Source organism: Streptomyces sp. NPDC091287 (genome assembly GCF_044768525.1).
In the GTDB taxonomy this organism is placed as follows: domain Bacteria; phylum Actinomycetota; class Actinomycetes; order Streptomycetales; family Streptomycetaceae; genus Streptomyces.
In genome coordinates this window covers 26902-44014 of record NZ_JBIVUV010000006.1, presented here as the reverse complement: position 1 = coordinate 44014, position 17113 = coordinate 26902, and the positions used below count along the sequence as shown (strand labels likewise).

Sequence of the window (17113 nt, the reverse complement as noted above, 5' to 3'; positions counted from 1 at the left end):
CCGGGCTTCCGCCGCTCAGCCGAACGACGACCGGTCCAGCCAGAAGTCCAGCAGCGTGGCGTCGCCGAGCACCTCGACCCGCGGGCTCGTCGGCTCCAGTCGGCGGTTGAAGACGAGCATCAGGTCGGTGAGCGGTCCGCGCAGCGCGACCGTGGCCTTGTCGTGTGCGTGCCGCCAGGTGAAGCGGTCGTCGCCGAACTCGATCAGCCACTCGGCGCCGGGCTCGTCGGTGGCGTGCAGATGCAACGAGCGCCCGCCGCCGCACAGTTCGGCCGCCTCGGGGTCGCCGTCGTCCTGGGAGAAGGAGACGATGCGCAGCCATTCCTCGATGGTGTCGGCGGCCACGTCGGCGTCGACCGTGTACGGGACGCGGGCGGCGAGCGCCGCGTCCGCCCGGTGCACCGCCGTCTCGTGTGTCATGCGCCGCGCCCAGAAGGCGGCACGCCGCTCCCACGCCCAGGACCACACCTCGGTGTCCGGCCCCGCCTCCCGCAGCGCGGCGACGGTGGCCGCGGCCCCCTCGGCGAGCCAGGCGTCCAGCACGGCCGGGTCGTCGCCGTCCGGGCCTTCGATGCCGGGCACCGTGTCCTCGGGGATCTCCTCGGCGGCGCGGGTGCGGACGATCTCGCCGACCCAGCGGTGCGCGCCGCCGACGTGGACGGCCAGCTCCCGCAGGGTCCAGTCGGGACAGGTGGGGACGGTCGCGGTGAGGTCGGCGCCGGTCAGCACCGCGCGCAGGGCGTCGTTCTGGGCCAGGATCTCGTCGCAGTAACGGTCGTGGGAAAGAGGGGTCATGCCGCGCACCCTAACCGGCGGGGCCCGGGTCGATCACCCGGATTGCGCAGGTCGACCGGGAGTCGACGGGCCGCCCGTCGACGGAGCGAGAATGAAGGCAAGGACTGCTCCCACGCCAACGTGTCGAAACCCTCCCGAAGAACGGATACGTGACCCACTGATGAGGTTCTCCCCCGACGACGTGGTCTGCCGCGTCTCTCTGAACCTGGGGCGGGTGCGCACCGCCGAGGAAGCGCTGCACGCCTGGCTGCCGCTGGTCTCCGAGCTCCGGCCGACGTCGATGGCGTTCGAGGCGGCCGATCCTGACGGAGTGCGCCGCGGCTTCCTCGCCGATCTCCTCGTGGTCTTCCCGGCCCCGGAGGGCGCGGCCCGGGAGGGCGGGACCGTGCGCGACCGGCTGCTCGCCGCGGTCGACGGACTCGCCCGACGGCTCGGCCTGGACCCGGCGGGGTTCGAGACCGACGAGGACGGCGTCGGCGGAACGCTGAACGTGAAGGACGAGCACGACGGCTCGTCCTACGGCGCCTATCTGATCCTCGCCCTGACCGGCGCGGACCCCCTGCGTCCCGAGGGCGAGGAGATGGACTACGACGGCACGGGTGACGATCTGCTCTGACCCCGGCGGGACACGCGGAGGCCGCCGCCCCCCTCTCAGGGGACGGCGGCCTTCTCACCGCCGCTATCCGCTCAGTTGGGAGGTGGAGGGGACCTTGTCCTTCACCTCGGCGCCCGCGTCCTTGCCGGCGTTCTTGATGCTGTCGATGACACTCTCGAACGCCCCCACGTCACCCTCCCCCGCCTCGCCCTTGCGGAGCTTCCGCGAGCCCCGCGTTGGCGACGAACCGGGTCTTGGCGAGCCGCTGTTTCTCGGCGGAGGCCGAGGGGCCGGCCACGGAGGGGTCGGCCGCCGCCGACGCGCTCGTCGCGTTGCCGCCGTCGGAGTCGCCGGAGTCGCCGCACGCCGTCGTGCCCGCCAGCAGGGCGCAGGACAGCAGCAGCGCCGCGAGGGTGCGGCGGAGCGGTACGGAACGGGGCACGGCGGGGCTCCTGACCGGGCGGGCCGGACCGGCCGGGCCGGGTGAACCGGGCCGAACCGTCCGGGCATGTCACAGCGAGTGAGGGATGTCGGCGCTCCCCCTCAGCCTCGCCCGTCCCCCACCGGTCGCCACCCGGTGCGGGCCGTACGGGTTTCACCCTGCGTAAAGCGGCAACCAGAGTTCCATGTCTCCCAGAACCCGTTCAGGAAGCAGTTCAGCGGCTCGTGTCATAGCCGTCGTGGCCGACATTCTGGCCTTCATCATCATCCTCTGGATCCTGATGTACCTGCTGGACGCCAACCGCGGCAACGATTTCGTGCAGTGGGTGCACGACTCGGCCCGCTGGCTGGCGGGATGGTCGTACGACCTGTTCACGTTCGACAAGGCGTGGGCGCGCGTCGTCACCGGCTACGGTCTGGCGGCCGTGGTCTACCTCTTCATCGGACACGCGGTGGCGGGCCGGCTCCGCCGCGGCTGAACAGGACCCGCCCCAGGGCGTGTTCAGTGGCAGCAGTCCGGCTCCAGGCCGACCGGCAGCCGCTCGCCCCCGAAGACCGCGGTGGTCGCCTCGTCCCCCCCGAGCGCGGCCACCGCGAGCAGCAGGGAGCCCGCCGTCCAGGTGGTGAGCTCCTCGGGCCAGAAGGCCCGGTTGCCCTCGAAGACGTACCCCGTCCAGTACAGCCCGCCCTCGGTGCGCAGGTGCTGGACGGACTGGAGGATCTCCAGCGCCCGGTCCGACTCCCCCGTCATCCAGAGGGCCAGGGCGAGTTCGCAGCTCTCGCCGCCGGTCACCCAGGGGTTGGGCAGCACGCAGCGCACCCCGAGGCCGGGGACGACGAAGCGGTCCCAGCCCTCCTGGATGCGGGCGGTGGCCTCGGCCCCGGTGACCGCGCCGCCGAGGACCGGGTAGTACCAGTCCATCGAGTAGCGCCTCTTGTCGAGGAAGCGCTCGGGGTGGCTGCGGATCGCGTGGGCCAGCGCGCCGGTCGCCAACTCCCAGTCGGGCTGCGGCTCCTCGCGGCGCTCGGCGATGGCCAGCGCACAGCGCAGCGCCTGGTGGATCGAGGACGAGCCGGTCAGCAGCGCGTCGCCCACGGGTGTTCCGTCGGGCTCCCGCTTCCAGCCGATCTGCCCGCCGGGCTGCTGGAGCCCGAGGACGAATTCGACGGCCGCGAAGACCGTGGGCCACATCCGGTCGACGAACGCGTCGTCGCCGGTGGCGAGGTAGTGGTGCCAGACGCCGACGGCCACGTACGCGCAGAAGTTGCTCTCCAGGCCCCGGTCGGTCGGCTGCCGCGGATCGCCGTCGTGGTAGGCGGCGTACCAGGAGCCGTCGGCGTTCTGGTTGCGCGCGAGCCAGTCGTAGGCGCGGGCCGCCGCCCCGTGCTCGCCGGCCGCGTCCAGGGCCATCGCGGCCTCGGTGTGGTCCCACGGGTCGAGGTGATGGCCCCGGAACCAGGGCAGCGCCCCGTCCTCACGCTGTACGGCGGCGAGCGCGGCGACCGTCTCGGTGGCCTGGGCCGCCGTCAGGACGCCCGGCAGCACCAGGTGTTCGGTCTGTTCGGGAGTGCTCACGCCTCGGCCTTCGGAAGGTGCGGCTTGGTGGCGTAGGCGACGAAGCTCTTGCCGACGACCGGGTTGAGGAGCTGCTCGGCGACCCGGGTGGCGAGCGGCTTCTTCATGATGTCCCAGACCAGCAGCTTGTGGTAGGCCCGCACCGGCAGCGCCCGGTCGTTGTCCACGCCGAAGGCGCACTTGAGCCACCAGTACGGCGAGTGCAGGGCGTGGGCGTGGTGGGTGCCGTACGGCTTGAGTCCGGCCTCGCGGATCCGGGCGAGGAGCTGGTCGGCCTTGTAGATGCGGATGTGGCCGCCCTCGACCTCGTGGTAGGCGTCGGAGAGGGTCCAGCAGACCTTCTCGGGGCCGTAGCGCGGCACGGTGATCGCTATCCGGCCGCCCGGCCTGAGCACCCGGACCATCTCGGCGAGGACGCCCTTGTCGTCCGGGATGTGCTCCATGACCTCGGAGATGATCACGACGTCGAAGGAGTCGTCGGGGAAGGGCAGGTTGAGGGCGTCTCCCTCCATCGCGGTGGCGGTGGCGCCCTCGGGGGCCTCCCCGGCCTCCTTCATCGCGGCGAACCACTTGGCGACCTCGCGGATCTCCTCGCCGTTCCGGTCCAGCGCGACGACCTGCGCGCCGCGCCGGTAACACTCGAAGGCATGCCGGCCGGCACCGCAGCCCAGGTCGAGCACTCGGTCGCCGGCGGCGAGCGGGAAGCGGGTGAAGTCGACGGTCAGCACGGGGGCCTGCCTTCGAGGTCGGAGGTACGGGTTGCGACGATCGGGTCCGCGGTCGCCCGGGGGCGCGCGGTCACCTGCGGATTCCGCGGGAGATGATCGCCTGACGGTACAGCTCGGCCGTGCCGGCCGCCGCCCGGGCCCAGGTGAAGTTGGCCAGCACCCGCTGGCGGCCGGCCGCGCCGAGCCGGGCGCGCAGCTCCGGGCTGTCCAGCAGCCGGGCCAGTGCCCCGGCCAGCGCGTCCGCGTCGCCGGGCGCCACGGCCAGGCAGGTCTCCCCGTCGCGGCCGGAGACCTCGGGGATCGCGCCGCCGGTGGTCGCGACCAGCGGGGTGCCGGTGGCCATGGCCTCGGCGGCGGGCAGCGAGAACCCCTCGTACAGCGAGGGCACGCAGGAGACCTGGGCGCCGCGCACGAGGTCGACCAGCTCGGCGTCGCTGATGCCCTTGACGAACTCGACGGCGTCCGCGAGCCCGTGCCGCTCGATCGCGCGGGCGACCGGGCCGTTCTCGGCGCGCTTGCCGACGACGACGAGGTGGGCGGCGGGGTTCTCGGTGCGGAGCTTGGCGAGCGCGTCGACGAGGTGGACGAGGCCCTTGAGCGGGACGTCGGCGCTGGAGGTGGTGACGATGCGGCCGGGCACCTCGGGGACAGAGGGGTCCGGGGACCACAGGTCGGTGTCGGCCCCGATGTGGACGACGCTGATCCGGTCCGCGCGTACGCCGAGGTCCTCGACGATCTCGTCGCGGGAGGAGCCGGAGACGGTGAGGACGGTGTCCAGCTTGCGGGCGACCCGCTTCTGCATCCGGGTGAAGGCGTACCAGCGGCGTACGGAGGCGCGTCGGCGGCGGCTCGTCGCGGCCGCCAGGTCGAGCCTGCGGTCCACGGTGATGGGGTGGTGGATCGTCGTCACGAGCGGGGCCCCGACGTCGCCGAGGAGCCCGTAGCCGAGGGTCTGGTTGTCATGGACGACGTCGAACTCGCCACGCCGGGCCAGCAGATGGCGTCGGGCGCGCAGGCTGAAGGTGAGCGGCTCGGGGAAGCCGCCGGTCCACATGGTGGCGACCTCGGCCAGGTCGATCCAGTCGCGGTACTCACCCCGCTTCGGGGTGCGGAAGGGGTCGGGCTGGCGGTAGAGGTCGAGGCTGGGCAGCTCGGTGAGCGGAACGCCCTCGTCGAGCACCGGGTAGGGCTGCGCGCCGATCACCTCGACGCTGTGGCCGAGGCGGGCGAGCTCCCGGCCGAGGTGGCGGACGTACACGCCCTGGCCGCCGCAGAACGGATTGCCCTTGTAGGTGAGGAGTGCGATGCGCAACGGCCGGTCGCCGGTCCCGGTGGAGCTGCCGTCGCCCGTGCGGGGGCCTGTCTCTATGGCCTCAGCGGTCACACTCGGCCCCCTTCTGACTGCGTGTTCGCCGGAGCGTAACCGGTCGCGCTAATCTAGAACAAGTTTCAGACTTGATAGAACAAGTTGCATACTTGATCGTTCGACGTGCCTCGAATCTACCGGCAGGTAGCGTCGGCGTGAGGGCCGGATCAGGTGATTCGCGCCACGACGGACGCCCTGGCATGCTGTGCGCGCCCGGCCGGGCCGCTTCGTCCGTCCGGGTGCGGGATCAAGCCATGGATCACGGATCGTGGATCGGGGACAGCATGACCGCGGACGCCAGACCGGCAGCGCCTCCGCTGACCGAGCGCCAGGAGGCCCGTCGCCGCCGCATCCTGCACGCCAGCGCCCAGCTGGCCAGCCGGGGCGGGTTCGAGGCGGTGCAGATGCGGGAGGTGGCCGAGGCCGCCGGGGTCGCGCTGGGCACGCTCTACCGCTATTTCCCGTCCAAGATCCATCTGCTGGTCGCGACCATGCAGGACCAGCTCCAGCACATGCACACCACGCTCCGTAAACGCCCGCCGGCCGGCGACGACGCGGCCCAGCGGGTGGCCGAGACGCTGATGCGCGCCTTCCGCGCCCTGCAGCGCGAACCGCACCTCGCGGACGCCATGGTCCGCGCCCTCACCTTCGCGGACCGCAGCGTGAGCCCCGAGGTGGACACCGTCTCCCGGCTGACCACGGCGATCATCCTGGACGCGATGGGCCTGGAGCACCCGACCCCGGAGCAGCTCTCCGCGGTCCGGGTCATCGAGCACACCTGGCACTCGGCGCTGATCACCTGGCTGTCGGGCCGGGCCTCGATCGCCCAGGTGAAGATCGACATCGAGACGGTCTGCCGCCTCATCGACCTGACGGCGGAGCCGGGCCGGACCTGAGGAGCGGCCCGTCGGCGGGGCGGGCCGCCGACGCGTCGACGCCCGCGAGTGCCACCACGGCCGCACAGCGGTGGTCCGTCCACTCGGTCAGCCGCTCGTCGTCCCGCCCGGCCTCGAACCCGGCCTTGAACCCGGCCTTGAACCCGACCTCGAACCCGGCTTTGAACAGCGCCTCCCGCCGGACCCACAACCGCAGCAGCGCCGGGCCGGGGTCCGGCTCGGCGCAGGCGGCGTCCACCGCGTCCGCCGGGAGCAGCCGCCGCAGTACGGGCAGGGGCCCCGGCCGGCGCGTCAGCGGTTCCACGTCGATACCGACCGGGCCCGGCCCGACCGCCGCCGCGGCGAGGCCGTCGGCGTGGCTGAAGCTCGCCCCCAGGCCGGAGTGGTCCGGGAGATACGGCCGGCCGTGCCCGTCCCGCCCGCACCCGGGGCAGCGCTGGGCCGGCTCCACCGCGTCCGGCGGCAGCCCGGTGGCCCGGGAGGCGCACAGCCGCAGCAGCAGGCGGGCCGCCACCACGTCGTCGCGGCGGCCCGGCACCCGGATCCCCGCGAGCCGCCGCCGCTCCCACGGGGCGAGCAGGCGCTCGTCGAGCTCCGGGTGCGCCAGCACCTCCGCGGTGGTGGCCACCAGAGCGAAGACGCCGGCGGCCATCGGCGGCGCGGTGGCCGCGCCCTGTTCGCGGGGCGGCGGGAGAGAGGTCACCGGCCCGGGCTCACCCGGCCGGCGCCTCCGCCAGGTCGCCGGCGGCGAGGAAGCGCTCCTTGACGCGGGCGAGCGTACGGAAGTCGTCGATGGTGACCTCCTGCAGATCGATGCTGCTGCCCGAGATCTCCTCCAGGAGGTCGATGAACTCCAGGAAGTCCATCGAGTCGATGAGGCGGGCCTCGATGAGGTCCTCCTCGACGCCGATCGGCCCGTCGAGGCCGGGGTTCTTCTCGTTGAGCCACGCTACGACACGTTCCATGGGAGAAATCGCTCCTCTTGCTTCTGTTCGGGTGACGGCCGGTCGGCCAGGGCTGAGGATCGGATCAGGAACCGGCGGCGCGGAGCCGCTCCAGGGCCTGTTCGGCGGTGCCGTGCGCGAGGATCATCGCGTGCACCCAGCGCTCCATGCCGAAGGCGACGCAGGAGCTGTACGCGGGACCGTGCGAGCCGGCCCGGATGCCCAGCCGCTCGCCGAAGAAGTTGCGGTGCCGGTTGACGGAGGCGATGGCCGTGCCGTCGGGGGCGCTGTACTCGTACTTCACCGGGTCCAGTGCCATCAGACGGGCCCGCGACCCCCCGTTGTCGTAGAACGGGTCGTCGGCCGCCGCCCGGGTCAGGGTCAGGCCGAGCCGTCCGGCCACCTCCTGGACGAACTCCCCGCCACGTTCCTGGTGTTCCGTGGCTCCGTCCTTGGTGCCGAGGTAGATCACCTCACGCATGTGAAACCCCCAGAGGCGGCGCAGGCCGTCGTAGTGGGTCTCGTTGCGGAAGCAGCGGCCGACCGCCGAGAGCCGCAGCCCGTCCTCGCCGACGTCCTCGCCCTCCAGGGAGAGCAGCAGTCCGTAGCAGGTCGCGGACGGCAGCACATGGCCGGTCGGGTGCAACGGCAGGTCCCGGGGCGAACCGCCGGAGGCCAGACCGTCGAGCACCTCCGGGCCGAACCGCCCCGCGGAAACGCCGAGATGGGGAAAGTTGCGGAAGAAGTCGAGCCGCGCCAGTCCCTCGACGGACAGCAGGGGCGGCCCCACCACCTCGGGGGCGGCGAGCCGCGCGGCGAGGCCGGTCAGCAGTTCGTCCAGGCCCCGCAGCAGTGCGGTGCGGGCCGGGTCCAGCGTGATCAGCCCGGCACCGGGACTCTTCAGCGTGATACCCGGCAGGGCCGTGATGCTGGATGTGTTCATGAAACCGCGTCCTTCTCGGTGTGGGCCGGCAATCGGGACACCCCTCGGGCGTACGGACCACATCGCCGTGGCGTCGGCGGCCCCGAACAGGTCCGTGACCGACCGGAGCGCGGGCAGGAGTACGGGTGACAACCCGTCACGAACTCGACCGCGCCCTTGGACATTAGGCCTGACGCTCACCTGTTGTCTAGACCAAAAATACCGAACGGCAGGTATCGATTCCGTGGCCGCCGCGTACAGGACAACACCCCATATCCCCATATGTGGATGGCACTTGACAGCCCGGGCGGTCTGGACCAATCCTGCTGACGACGTGGTCATGGCTCCTCCCGCCACGGCACTGCCATCCGTCCCGCCGTCCGCGGCGACCCCGCTCCCCCGGGGTCGCCGCACGGCCGGCCGAGGAGAAGGACCTGCCATCAACCTCATGACGACACCCGCCCCTCGCCGTCGGCCCCGCCTGCACCGCGCGGCGTCGGACATCCCGTACTTCAGCGCGGACGGCGAGGCCTACCTCGCGCAGACCGCCCTGCGGGAGCTCGACAAGTCACGCCCGCTGCGGGTGCTCTCCGAGGAGGACTTCGCCCACTGGCAGACGTACGGCTACGTCATCGTCCGGGAAGCGATCCCGGCCCCGGTGGCACGCGAACTGCTGGACTTCACCTGGGAGTTCCAGGGCCTGGACCCGGCGCGGCCGGAGAGCTGGTACGAGGACCGGCCGCTGCGCTCCGAGCTGGACCAGCAACTGCACATCTACGGCTTCGTGGAGGCCTACCACCACCAACTCCTGTGGGACAACCGGCAGTCGCAGCGGGTGTACGACGCCTTCGTCGACGTATGGGACTGCGAGGAGCTGTGGGTCACCCTGGACCGGCTCAACCTCAACCCGCCCAACCGGGGCAACCGTGACCGCGCCCTGATCGAGCCGACGGACCGGGGCTTCGACATCGAGCTCCACTGGGACATCGACACCACGCTCGCCGTCCCGCCGCAGCGGGTGCAGGGCATCATCGCGCTCAACGACACGCGGCCGGAGACGGGCGGCTTCCAGTGCTGCCCGGAGCTGTTCCGGCAGTTCGACACCTGGAAGACCGCCCAGCCGGGGGACCGGGACCCCCTGCGCCCCACCGTCGACCGGGACGAACTCCCCGTCGTACGACCGGATCTGCGCCCCGGCGACCTGCTCATCTGGAACGGTCTGCTGGCCCACGGAGTGGCCCGCAACCTCTCCGAGAACGGGGTGCGGGCCGTGCAGTACCTGTCGATGATGCCCGCGCTGGAGGAGCACGAGCGGCTGCGCAGGTCCCGCGTGGAGTCCTGGCGCCACCTGCGCACCCCGCGCTGGAACCGCACCCTGGTCGGCGACCCGGTGCTGCCCGAGTCCAAGCGCTACCCCACGGCCGAGCTGAACCCGCTGGGCAGCCGGCTGCTGGGGCTCGCCTCGTGGCAGGACCCCGTCGAGGAGGCGGCACCCGCCGCGCAGAGCGGGGAGCCTTCGTGCGCCGCGTCTGTCTGACCCTGCCCACCCACCGGGCCTGCGCCGGCACCATCGCGGCGGTCGGCGAGGAAGCGGCGTACGGGGCACGGCGGTTCGGCGTCGAGGTACACCTCCTGGTCCTGGACTCCTCCCCCGCGCCGGTGCTCGCCGAGCACCGGCGGGCGGTGGCCGCGCTGCCCCCGTCCCCCGGTGTGACCGTCCACCACCTCGACGAGGACGAGCAACGGGCCTTCCTGCGCGCGGTGATCGTCCGGTCCGGCGGAGACCGGCCGGACCGGCTGCTGGAACTGATGCTGCCGTCCCGCGTCTCCTACGGGGCCTGCACCAACCGGGCGTTCCTCATCGCCCAGGCCCTCGGCTGCACGTCCGTCCACCGCCGGGACTCCGACAGCCGTTACCAGCAGCTCGGCGGCGAACCGGTCTTCCCGCTCCACCAGGAGCTCACCTATCTGGGCCAACGCGTCGACGACGTAAGCGAGTCGGCGACCCGGAGCAAGCTGCCGCCGGGGACCGGGAGCCGGCGGGTGACGATGGCCGGCGGCTCCTTCGTGGGGGAGATGTCGGTGGACGTCGCGGAGATCCGCGACCTCGACCCGGACACGTACCGCGAACTGATCGGCCTGTCGATCCCGGAGGGATATCCGGAGATCTGGCGCGGACACCTGATCGACGAGTCCTTCCGGGGCGCCGGGGACACCGCGTTCGACGGCGACCGCACCACGCTCGCCCCCGTCAGCCCGATGCGCGTGGACATGTGCAACATCGCACTCGACCACGAGGTCTACCGCCGTGTCCCGCTGCCGCCCGCCACCGACACCATCGGCAGCGACTACTTCCTGATCCACCTCCTCCACGACGCCCGGATGCCCGGCGTCCAGCACAACCGGCACATCGTCAACTTCCATACGGCGGAACGACGTACGGACGACGGTTTCCTCGCGTACCAACTGCGCTTCGTGAAGTTCCTGCTGTCCAAGGCGTATCTCAACGCCGTGTACGCGAGGACGGCGGCAGCGGGTGACGCGCTGCTCGACACCGAGGGCCACATCCGGGCCCCTGAGGTCGCCGGGTTCGTCCGGGACAGCACCGCCCTGGACCGGGCGTCGGGCGCCCACCGCCTCGACGTCCTCGACGACGCCTACCGGCGACTCGGCGACCGCTACAAGACGGTCGCCGACGTCCTCGTCGAAAGCCGCTCCCGGCTCCTGGACGAGGCCCGCGACGACATGGCCGACTTCGCGCTCCTGATGGACCACTGGGAGGCGTTGACTCGTGCGAGCGCGGACGTGGGCCCGAGGGGTGCCCGGGCCGTGAACCGATGAACTCCGCAGCCGGCAAGGACACCATGCACCTGGACGACCCTCGTACTACCCCCGCCCCGCGCACCGTCACCGTCACCTACGCGGGCGGTGACGAACGCCGAGGCCCTCTCACCATGGGCCAGGCCAACATGATCCGCTGCATCCTGCGGGACGACCCCGAGCACATCAACAACCACGACGTGTGGGCGATCCCCCCGGGCACCGGCCCGGACGACGTCGTCGACGCCCTGCGCACCCTGGCCGGACGCCACGAAGGGCTGCGCACCACGTTTCCGCATGCCCCCGGGTCCGCGCCGGTCGAGCAGGTCGTGGCGGCCGAGGGCACGTTCACGGTGACGGTCCTGGACCACACGGAGTTCCCCGAGGAGCCCGCGCGGTACGCCGAGTCGGTGGCCCGGGCGGCCCGCGCCGGCCGCTTCGCCCTGGACCGGGAGTTCCCCCTGCGGATCTCCCTGCTCACGCTCCGGGGCGTGCCGGTCCACGTCGCCCTGGCGTCCAGTCACGCGGTGACGGACGGCAGCGCGCTGGCCGTCCTGCGGGAGGAGTTCCTCGCCCTGCTGGCAGGAGAGGAACTTCCCGCCCTGGCCTCCTTCGCCCCGCTCGACCTGGCCGCCGAGGAGGCCTCCCCCACCGGGAAGCGGAAGTCGGAGGCGTCGCTGCGGTACTGGGAGCGGATCATCCGAACCGAGCCGCAGGAGATGTTCGCCGAGCCGCGCGCGGCGGGCGCGGACGGCCGGGCCCGGCAGCTCACGCTCCGCTCCGTACGGGGCGCGCGAGCGCTCGCAGGAGCGGCCGGGCGCACCGGGAACCCGGAGGCCACCGTGCTGCTGGCGGCCTGGTGCGCACTGGTGGCCCACCGGGCGGGCCAGGACTCCTGCGTCACCGCCGTGCCGACCTCCAACCGGTTCCACGCCAGGAGCGCCCGGTCGGTCAACACCCTGTCCCAGGACGCGCTGCTCTGCCTGGACGTCCGGGTCCCGTCCTTCGACACCCTGGTCCGCAAGACCTGGGGCGCGGCCCTCAACGCCTACAAACACAGTCAGTTCGACTCCGTACGCCTGTGGGAGATGATCGGCCGGGTCACCGGGGAGCGCGGCAGCCACTTCGCACGGGACGTGGTCTTCAACGACGTCAGCGTGCTTCCCGCCACCTTCCTCTCCACCGCGCCGCAGGAGAACGGGAGTGCCGAACTGGACCTGACCTGGGGCCCGTTCCAGGCGCTGCCGACGCGCATGCTGGCGTTCACGTACGAGACGAGCCCCCAGCTCCACATCTCCCTGTGGGCCGACCCCGCCCTGTTCACCCCGGACGAGGCGGAGGGCTTCCTGACCGGTCTGGTGCAGCTGCTGGAAGCGGCCGCCGCCGGGGACGTGACCCTGGACTCGCTCACCGATGTGACGGGGGTGAGGCCGGCCCGGCGCGGCCCGGACTGGAGGCGGGCGGAAGGCTGTTGGGTCTCACCGGCTGCCGTGGCGGACGCGTTGAGCGGAGCCGTGGACGGGCTGCCCGTGCACGTCGCGACGGACCACGACGCGGATGGCACGGGTCCGGACCTCACGGCGTACATCGCCATCGGCAACACGGACCTGACCCCGGCCGGCGCCCACGAAGCGCTGATGGCCGAAGTCCCCGCCCACGGCGGTACGGGAGTTCTCGCACCGGGCCGCTACGTGCTTGTCGAGCACCCACCCGCCGAAGCGGACCGGAGCGACGCCTGGCGTCGGCTGCAGATCATCGAGGAAGGGACCGGCAGAAGCCGGCAGGTACGACATGAGCGTTGACGACACGACCCTCCCGCAGAAGCAGCACGAGGAGCCGCTGCCCAGCCCCTGGCGGTCGGGCCGGTTCCGGCTGTTCTTCACGGCCCGCAGCGCGTCGCTGCTGGCCGACGGCATGCTGATGGTCTCCCTCACCACGGCCGTACTGGGAGCGGGCCACGGGGCGACCGGCGTCGGCTACGCGCTGGCCGCGTGGATGACCCCGATCGTCCTGCTGGTGCTGTTCGGCGGGGTGCTGGCCGACCGGTTCACCCCGCAGCTGATGATGATCTGCGCCGACCTGGTGCGAATGCTGGCCATGATCACGCTGGCGGCGCTGCTCTTCTCCTCCGACCGCGTCCCGCTGTGGCAGATCATGGCGCTGATGGCGCTCAGCGGCGCCGCGACCGCGATGTTCCAGCCCGGTATGGCGAGCATGGTCCCCCGGGTCGCGGAGGACATCCAGAAGGCCAACGCGCTGCTGCGCATATCCGAGGCCCTGAGCACGCTGCTCGGCCCCGGTCTGGCGGGCATCCTCGTCGCGTACTGGCAGGTGTCGGGCTCGTACCTGGTCATCGCGGCGGCGTACGCGCTCAGCGCGCTGGTCCTGCTGCCCCTGCGGAAACTGCACACGGTCCGCGACGAGGGCGACGCGCCGATGTGGCGCAGGCTCGCGACGGGCTGGCAGGAGTTCCGGTCCCGCCAGTGGCTGTGGGGCGTCATCGCGGTCTGGTCCGTCTACGGCCTGTTCGTGTTCGGCCCCGCGCTGCCGCTCGGCGCGGCGCTGATGATCGAGCAGCACGGGGCGAGCGGATACGGCTGGATCGCCTCGGCGGACGGCGCCGGGACGATCATCGGCGGCCTGATCGGCATGCGGGTCCGCCCGAGGCGCCCGCTGGTGGCCGGTGCCCTGGCCATGCTCTGCTTCGCCCTCAACCCCCTGGCTCCGGCGCTCGAATGGTCCTTCGCGGCCACGGCGATCGCCCATGTGATCGCGGGTTACGGCTTCGCGTTCTGGGGGGTGATGTGGGCGACCAGCGTCCAGTCGCACATCCCGCTGACGGTCCTGAGCCGCGTCTCCGCGTACGACGTCGCCGGCTCCATCATGGTCATCCCGCTCGGCCGCGCGCTGGCGGGCCCGGCGGCCGACGCGTTCGGCGCGAACGAGGTGCTGATCTTCTCGTCGGTCATGTCGTTCGTCCTGCTGGCCGCCATGCTCAGCGTCCCGGCGATCCGCGCGCTGCGCAGGGCTCCGGAGGGCCTGCTGAGCAAGCCGGAGGCCGAACCGGCGGTCTGACCCGTTCCACCGGGGTACGGCGCGTTCGGATCCACCGAGGCGTCAGCGCCAGCACGGCCCCCGCCACAAAAAATGTCGCCATCTTACGCATACGTATTTTTCTCCCAGTCAGTTTCGCCACGTCGATACAAGGCGAATAAACGGCTTGTTACACACTCGATCGGTCACGGACGGAGCCACGCGGCATCATTGAGGTCACTCGTGAGTCGAACGTCCTGCCAGAATTCCATAACTTCGGCCGACTTCTCCGGGGAAGCATGGGAGACAACTGTCACTCGAATACTGGCCAGCTTTCGAGTGACCGATTCACCACGCCCGACCAGCGAATGGCATTCCGACTCTCGCTGGCTCCATTCGATGCATACAGTCTGAACCGGATGCGCCGAGTACGGGTTTCCCGAGAATTGCGCAGACCTGAGGACGGCCTTGCCCCGCTCCATGCGCGTCGTGTCGTACCCGAGAAATCGGACATCCTCCGGCAACCGCATGGGCAGAACTGGAGGAATTCCAGGATTCTCGCGGAGATAGAGACTTATATAGTCCTCCCCGTAGGCAGAAGAATCGTCGTCACCCAAAGGGCCCCAGACGGCGACCACCACGGCAGAAGAGGACACACACACGAGCACGGTAGCGAGAGAAAACCTGACACCCCGACTTGCTTCATTCCAGATTCGACGCACGTAGGGGGCGGGTTCCTTTCACTGAAGATTGCTCGATTCCCTGGATGGGTGCTTCAGAAAACGAAGAACCTCAAGGTGAAGATCAATTTACATGGGAAAAGAGAAAATGCCACAGCCTCCACGCTTCCTTCACATGTCGTCTCGGGCAGAGCCAAGGAGGGTGTTCGTTATGGGGCATCTTGTCGGGTGATCTCGTCGCACTTGTCCACAATGACTTTCTCGATCCGGCCATACTTTGGCGCGATCCCCTCCGTGCCCCCTCTCCTCATTGGACGTAATTCCCTCCACTGCGCCGACGAAATGGCTTTTTACCCATTTGCGAGTGGGCCCTTTCGTTCCTGACCGCGCAAACCCACGGAAAAGGCTCAAAGAATGCGCGTTCGCTCTATTTGGCCGGGCGGAAACCTTCAGGGGCCCAGCCCCCTTGCCTGCGTCGGCCCCACCACCTGCCCGGGCTCCAGCCGACGTGTATCCAATAGGCCCCGGACGGCCTTCTCACTCCTCCGGCGGGAAAACCACCTCCCCCGACCCCGCCAGCGTCAGCGTGATCGCCTCCACCGGGCAGCCCTCCGCCGCCGCGAGAACCTGCTCGCCCGCGTCCCGGTCCTCCTCGGTCGGGTGGGACTGGCGGGCCGAGTCCAGGTGGAAGGCGTCGCCCGCGTGGTTGACGCACATGCCCGAGCCGATGCAGACCGACCGGTCGACCTCCACGTGCCAGCGGTCGCCCATCACGCCTCCCGGTAGCCGGCGGGCAGGTGGATCATCTTGTGCTCGAAGAACTCGCCGTAGCCCTCGGGGCCGAACTCGCGGCCCAGGCCGGAGTTCTTGTAGCCGCCGAAGGGGCCGAGCATGTCGAGGCTGAAGGTGTTCACGCTGTACGTGCCCGTGCGGACCCGGCGGGCCACGTCGATGCCGCGTTCCGTGTCGGCCGTCCAGACGCTGCCGCTGAGGCCGTACGGGGAGTCGTCGGCGATGCGGACGGCCTCGGCCTCGTCCTCGTACGGGATCAGGCAGATCACCGGGCCGAAGATCTCCTCGCGGGCGATGCGCATGGAGTTGTCCACCGAGCCGAAGAGGGTGGGTTCGACGTACCAGCCGCGCTCCTGGGACGGGGGGCGGTTGCCGCCGGTGAGGATCTTGGCGCCCTCCTCCTGGCCCAACCGGATGTAGTCCAGGGAGCGTTGTTGCTGGCGGCGCGCTACCAGCGGCCCCAGTTCGGTTGTCGGGTCCAGGGGGTCGCCCACGCGCAGGGCTCCGGCCGCCGCCGCGAAGGCTTCCGCCATCTCGTCGTAGCGGGAGTTCGGGGCCAGGATGCGCGTCTGGGCCACGCACGCCTGGCCGTTGATCATCCAGGCGAACGGGACGATGCCCGCCACCGCCGCCTCCAGGTCGGCGTCGGGGAGGATGACCGCTGCCGACTTTCCGCCCAACTCCAACGTGACGCGGGTCAGGTTGCGGGAGGCGACCTCCATGACGCGGCGTCCGGCGGCGACCGAGCCGGTGAAGGAGACCTTGTCCACGTCCCGGTGGCCCACCAGGTATTCGCTGACCTCCCGGTCGGCCGGGAGGATGGAGAGGACCCCGGGCGGCAGCCCCGCCTCCGCCGCTATCTCCGCCAGGAGGTAGGCGTCCAGGGGGGTTTCCGGTGAGACCTTCAGGACCGCCGTGCAGCCCGCCAGCAGTGCCGGGGCCAGCTTGGCGGCGGCCGTGAACTGTGGGACGTTCCACGGGACGACCGCGGCGACCACGCCGACCGGTTCGCGGCGGACCAGGAGGGGGCCGAGGACGCCGTCGCGTCGTTCCTCGTACGGGAAGTCGCGCGCCACCGTGATCGCCGAGTCCCAGACCATCATCGCGGCCAGCGCCTGCACCATGACGCTCGCGCTGTACGGTGTGCCGTTCTGGGCGCTGATCAGGCGCGCGAACTCCTCGTGGCGTACGGCGAAGGCGTCCTTGATCCGGGTGATCACCGCGATCCGCTCGTCCAGGCCCATCCTCGGCCAGGGGCCCTCGTCGAAGGCGCGGCGGGCGGCGGCGACCGCCCGGTCCACATCGCCCTCGGAGGCGTGCGGCACGCGGCCGATGACCTGCTCGGTGTGCGGGGAGATCACCTCGATGACCTCGGTGCCGAGCGGATCGATGAACTCCCCGCCGATGAACAGTTGTCCGTGTTCCACAAGCTCGGTCATGGCTGTTGCCTCCCGCCGCCCGGCCCCACTGACTGACCACCAACTGACTACTCGTCAGAACTGATATCAGTTCCTGTTTCAGGAGT

At 71.0% G+C, this 17113-nt stretch carries 16 protein-coding genes and 1 pseudogene; 7 read left to right on the top strand and 10 right to left on the bottom strand.

Going from position 1 to position 17113, the window contains the following annotated elements:
* Positions 1-15 precede the first annotated feature (15 nt).
* A complete protein-coding gene (locus ACIQRW_RS11325) occupies positions 16-795 on the bottom strand; it encodes a maleylpyruvate isomerase family mycothiol-dependent enzyme (RefSeq protein WP_403757565.1) in 780 nt (259 codons plus the stop codon).
* 160 nt (positions 796-955) lie between these two features.
* Between ACIQRW_RS11325 and ACIQRW_RS11320 the strand changes: the two genes are divergently transcribed.
* A complete protein-coding gene (locus tag ACIQRW_RS11320; protein WP_403757562.1) occupies positions 956-1411 on the top strand; it encodes a hypothetical protein in 456 nt (151 codons plus the stop codon).
* Between the two features lie 63 nt (positions 1412-1474).
* Here ACIQRW_RS11320 and ACIQRW_RS11315 read toward each other — a convergent pair.
* A pseudogene (locus ACIQRW_RS11315) lies at positions 1475-1832 on the bottom strand (hypothetical protein).
* A 184-nt stretch (positions 1833-2016) separates the two neighbouring features.
* Here ACIQRW_RS11315 and ACIQRW_RS11310 point away from each other — a divergent pair.
* Positions 2017-2310, top strand: a complete 294-nt coding sequence (locus ACIQRW_RS11310; RefSeq protein WP_403757561.1) for a hypothetical protein — start codon at positions 2017-2019, stop codon at positions 2308-2310.
* 23 nt (positions 2311-2333) lie between these two features.
* Here the strand turns inward: ACIQRW_RS11310 and ACIQRW_RS11305 are convergent, their stop codons facing one another.
* The 3 genes from ACIQRW_RS11305 to ACIQRW_RS11295 form a co-directional block, all read right to left on the bottom strand.
* Positions 2334-3407, bottom strand: a complete 1074-nt coding sequence (locus ACIQRW_RS11305; protein ID WP_403757558.1) for a prenyltransferase — start codon at positions 3405-3407, stop codon at positions 2334-2336.
* The gene (locus tag ACIQRW_RS11300) at positions 3404-4135 is read right to left on the bottom strand and encodes a class I SAM-dependent methyltransferase (RefSeq protein ID WP_097868370.1); all 732 of its coding nucleotides are present in this window, start codon (positions 4133-4135) and stop codon (positions 3404-3406) included. Before ACIQRW_RS11300 ends, ACIQRW_RS11305 begins: the two co-directional genes overlap by 4 nt.
* A 70-nt stretch (positions 4136-4205) precedes the next feature.
* Positions 4206-5519: a glycosyltransferase family 4 protein gene (locus tag ACIQRW_RS11295; protein ID WP_403757554.1), complete on the bottom strand. Its 1314-nt coding sequence runs from the start codon at positions 5517-5519 to the stop codon at positions 4206-4208.
* A gap of 266 nt (positions 5520-5785) precedes the next feature.
* Between ACIQRW_RS11295 and ACIQRW_RS11290 the strand changes: the two genes are divergently transcribed.
* Entirely contained in the window at positions 5786-6397 is a 612-nt protein-coding gene (locus ACIQRW_RS11290; RefSeq protein WP_403758412.1) for a TetR family transcriptional regulator, read from the top strand.
* On the opposite strand, the gene ACIQRW_RS11285 is transcribed toward ACIQRW_RS11290, so the two are convergent.
* The 3 genes from ACIQRW_RS11285 to ACIQRW_RS11275 form a co-directional block, all read right to left on the bottom strand.
* Positions 6363-7049, bottom strand: a complete 687-nt coding sequence (locus ACIQRW_RS11285) for a 4'-phosphopantetheinyl transferase family protein (protein ID WP_403758410.1) — start codon at positions 7047-7049, stop codon at positions 6363-6365. The genes ACIQRW_RS11290 and ACIQRW_RS11285 overlap by 35 nt on opposite strands.
* Before the next feature lie 61 nt (positions 7050-7110).
* Entirely contained in the window at positions 7111-7362 is a 252-nt protein-coding gene (locus tag ACIQRW_RS11280) for an acyl carrier protein (RefSeq protein ID WP_403757552.1), read from the bottom strand.
* 64 nt (positions 7363-7426) lie between these two features.
* A complete protein-coding gene (locus ACIQRW_RS11275) occupies positions 7427-8284 on the bottom strand; it encodes a hypothetical protein (protein WP_403757549.1) in 858 nt (285 codons plus the stop codon).
* A gap of 427 nt (positions 8285-8711) precedes the next feature.
* Here ACIQRW_RS11275 and ACIQRW_RS11270 point away from each other — a divergent pair, with 427 nt between their 5' ends.
* From ACIQRW_RS11270 to ACIQRW_RS11255, 4 genes are read left to right on the top strand one after another with little or no spacing between them, the layout of a single operon-like run.
* On the top strand, positions 8712-9800 hold the full coding sequence (locus ACIQRW_RS11270) for a phytanoyl-CoA dioxygenase family protein (RefSeq protein ID WP_403757546.1): 1089 nt from the start codon (positions 8712-8714) through the stop codon (positions 9798-9800).
* The gene (locus ACIQRW_RS11265) at positions 9782-11104 is read left to right on the top strand and encodes a DUF6271 family protein (protein ID WP_403757543.1); all 1323 of its coding nucleotides are present in this window, start codon (positions 9782-9784) and stop codon (positions 11102-11104) included. Before ACIQRW_RS11270 ends, ACIQRW_RS11265 begins: the two co-directional genes overlap by 19 nt.
* Entirely contained in the window at positions 11101-12885 is a 1785-nt protein-coding gene (locus ACIQRW_RS11260) for a condensation domain-containing protein (protein ID WP_403757540.1), read from the top strand. Before ACIQRW_RS11265 ends, ACIQRW_RS11260 begins: the two co-directional genes overlap by 4 nt.
* On the top strand, positions 12875-14158 hold the full coding sequence (locus ACIQRW_RS11255; RefSeq protein ID WP_403757537.1) for an MFS transporter: 1284 nt from the start codon (positions 12875-12877) through the stop codon (positions 14156-14158). Before ACIQRW_RS11260 ends, ACIQRW_RS11255 begins: the two co-directional genes overlap by 11 nt.
* A gap of 1175 nt (positions 14159-15333) precedes the next feature.
* On the opposite strand, the gene ACIQRW_RS11250 is transcribed toward ACIQRW_RS11255, so the two are convergent.
* Both ACIQRW_RS11250 and ACIQRW_RS11245 read right to left on the bottom strand, forming a co-directional pair.
* A complete protein-coding gene (locus ACIQRW_RS11250; RefSeq protein ID WP_103531809.1) occupies positions 15334-15567 on the bottom strand; it encodes a ferredoxin in 234 nt (77 codons plus the stop codon).
* Positions 15567-17027 carry an aldehyde dehydrogenase gene (locus ACIQRW_RS11245; RefSeq protein WP_403757534.1) on the bottom strand — a complete coding sequence of 487 codons (1461 nt, stop codon included), beginning with the start codon at positions 17025-17027 and terminating at the stop codon, positions 15567-15569. Before ACIQRW_RS11245 ends, ACIQRW_RS11250 begins: the two co-directional genes overlap by 1 nt.
* Positions 17028-17113: the final 86 nt, after the last annotated feature.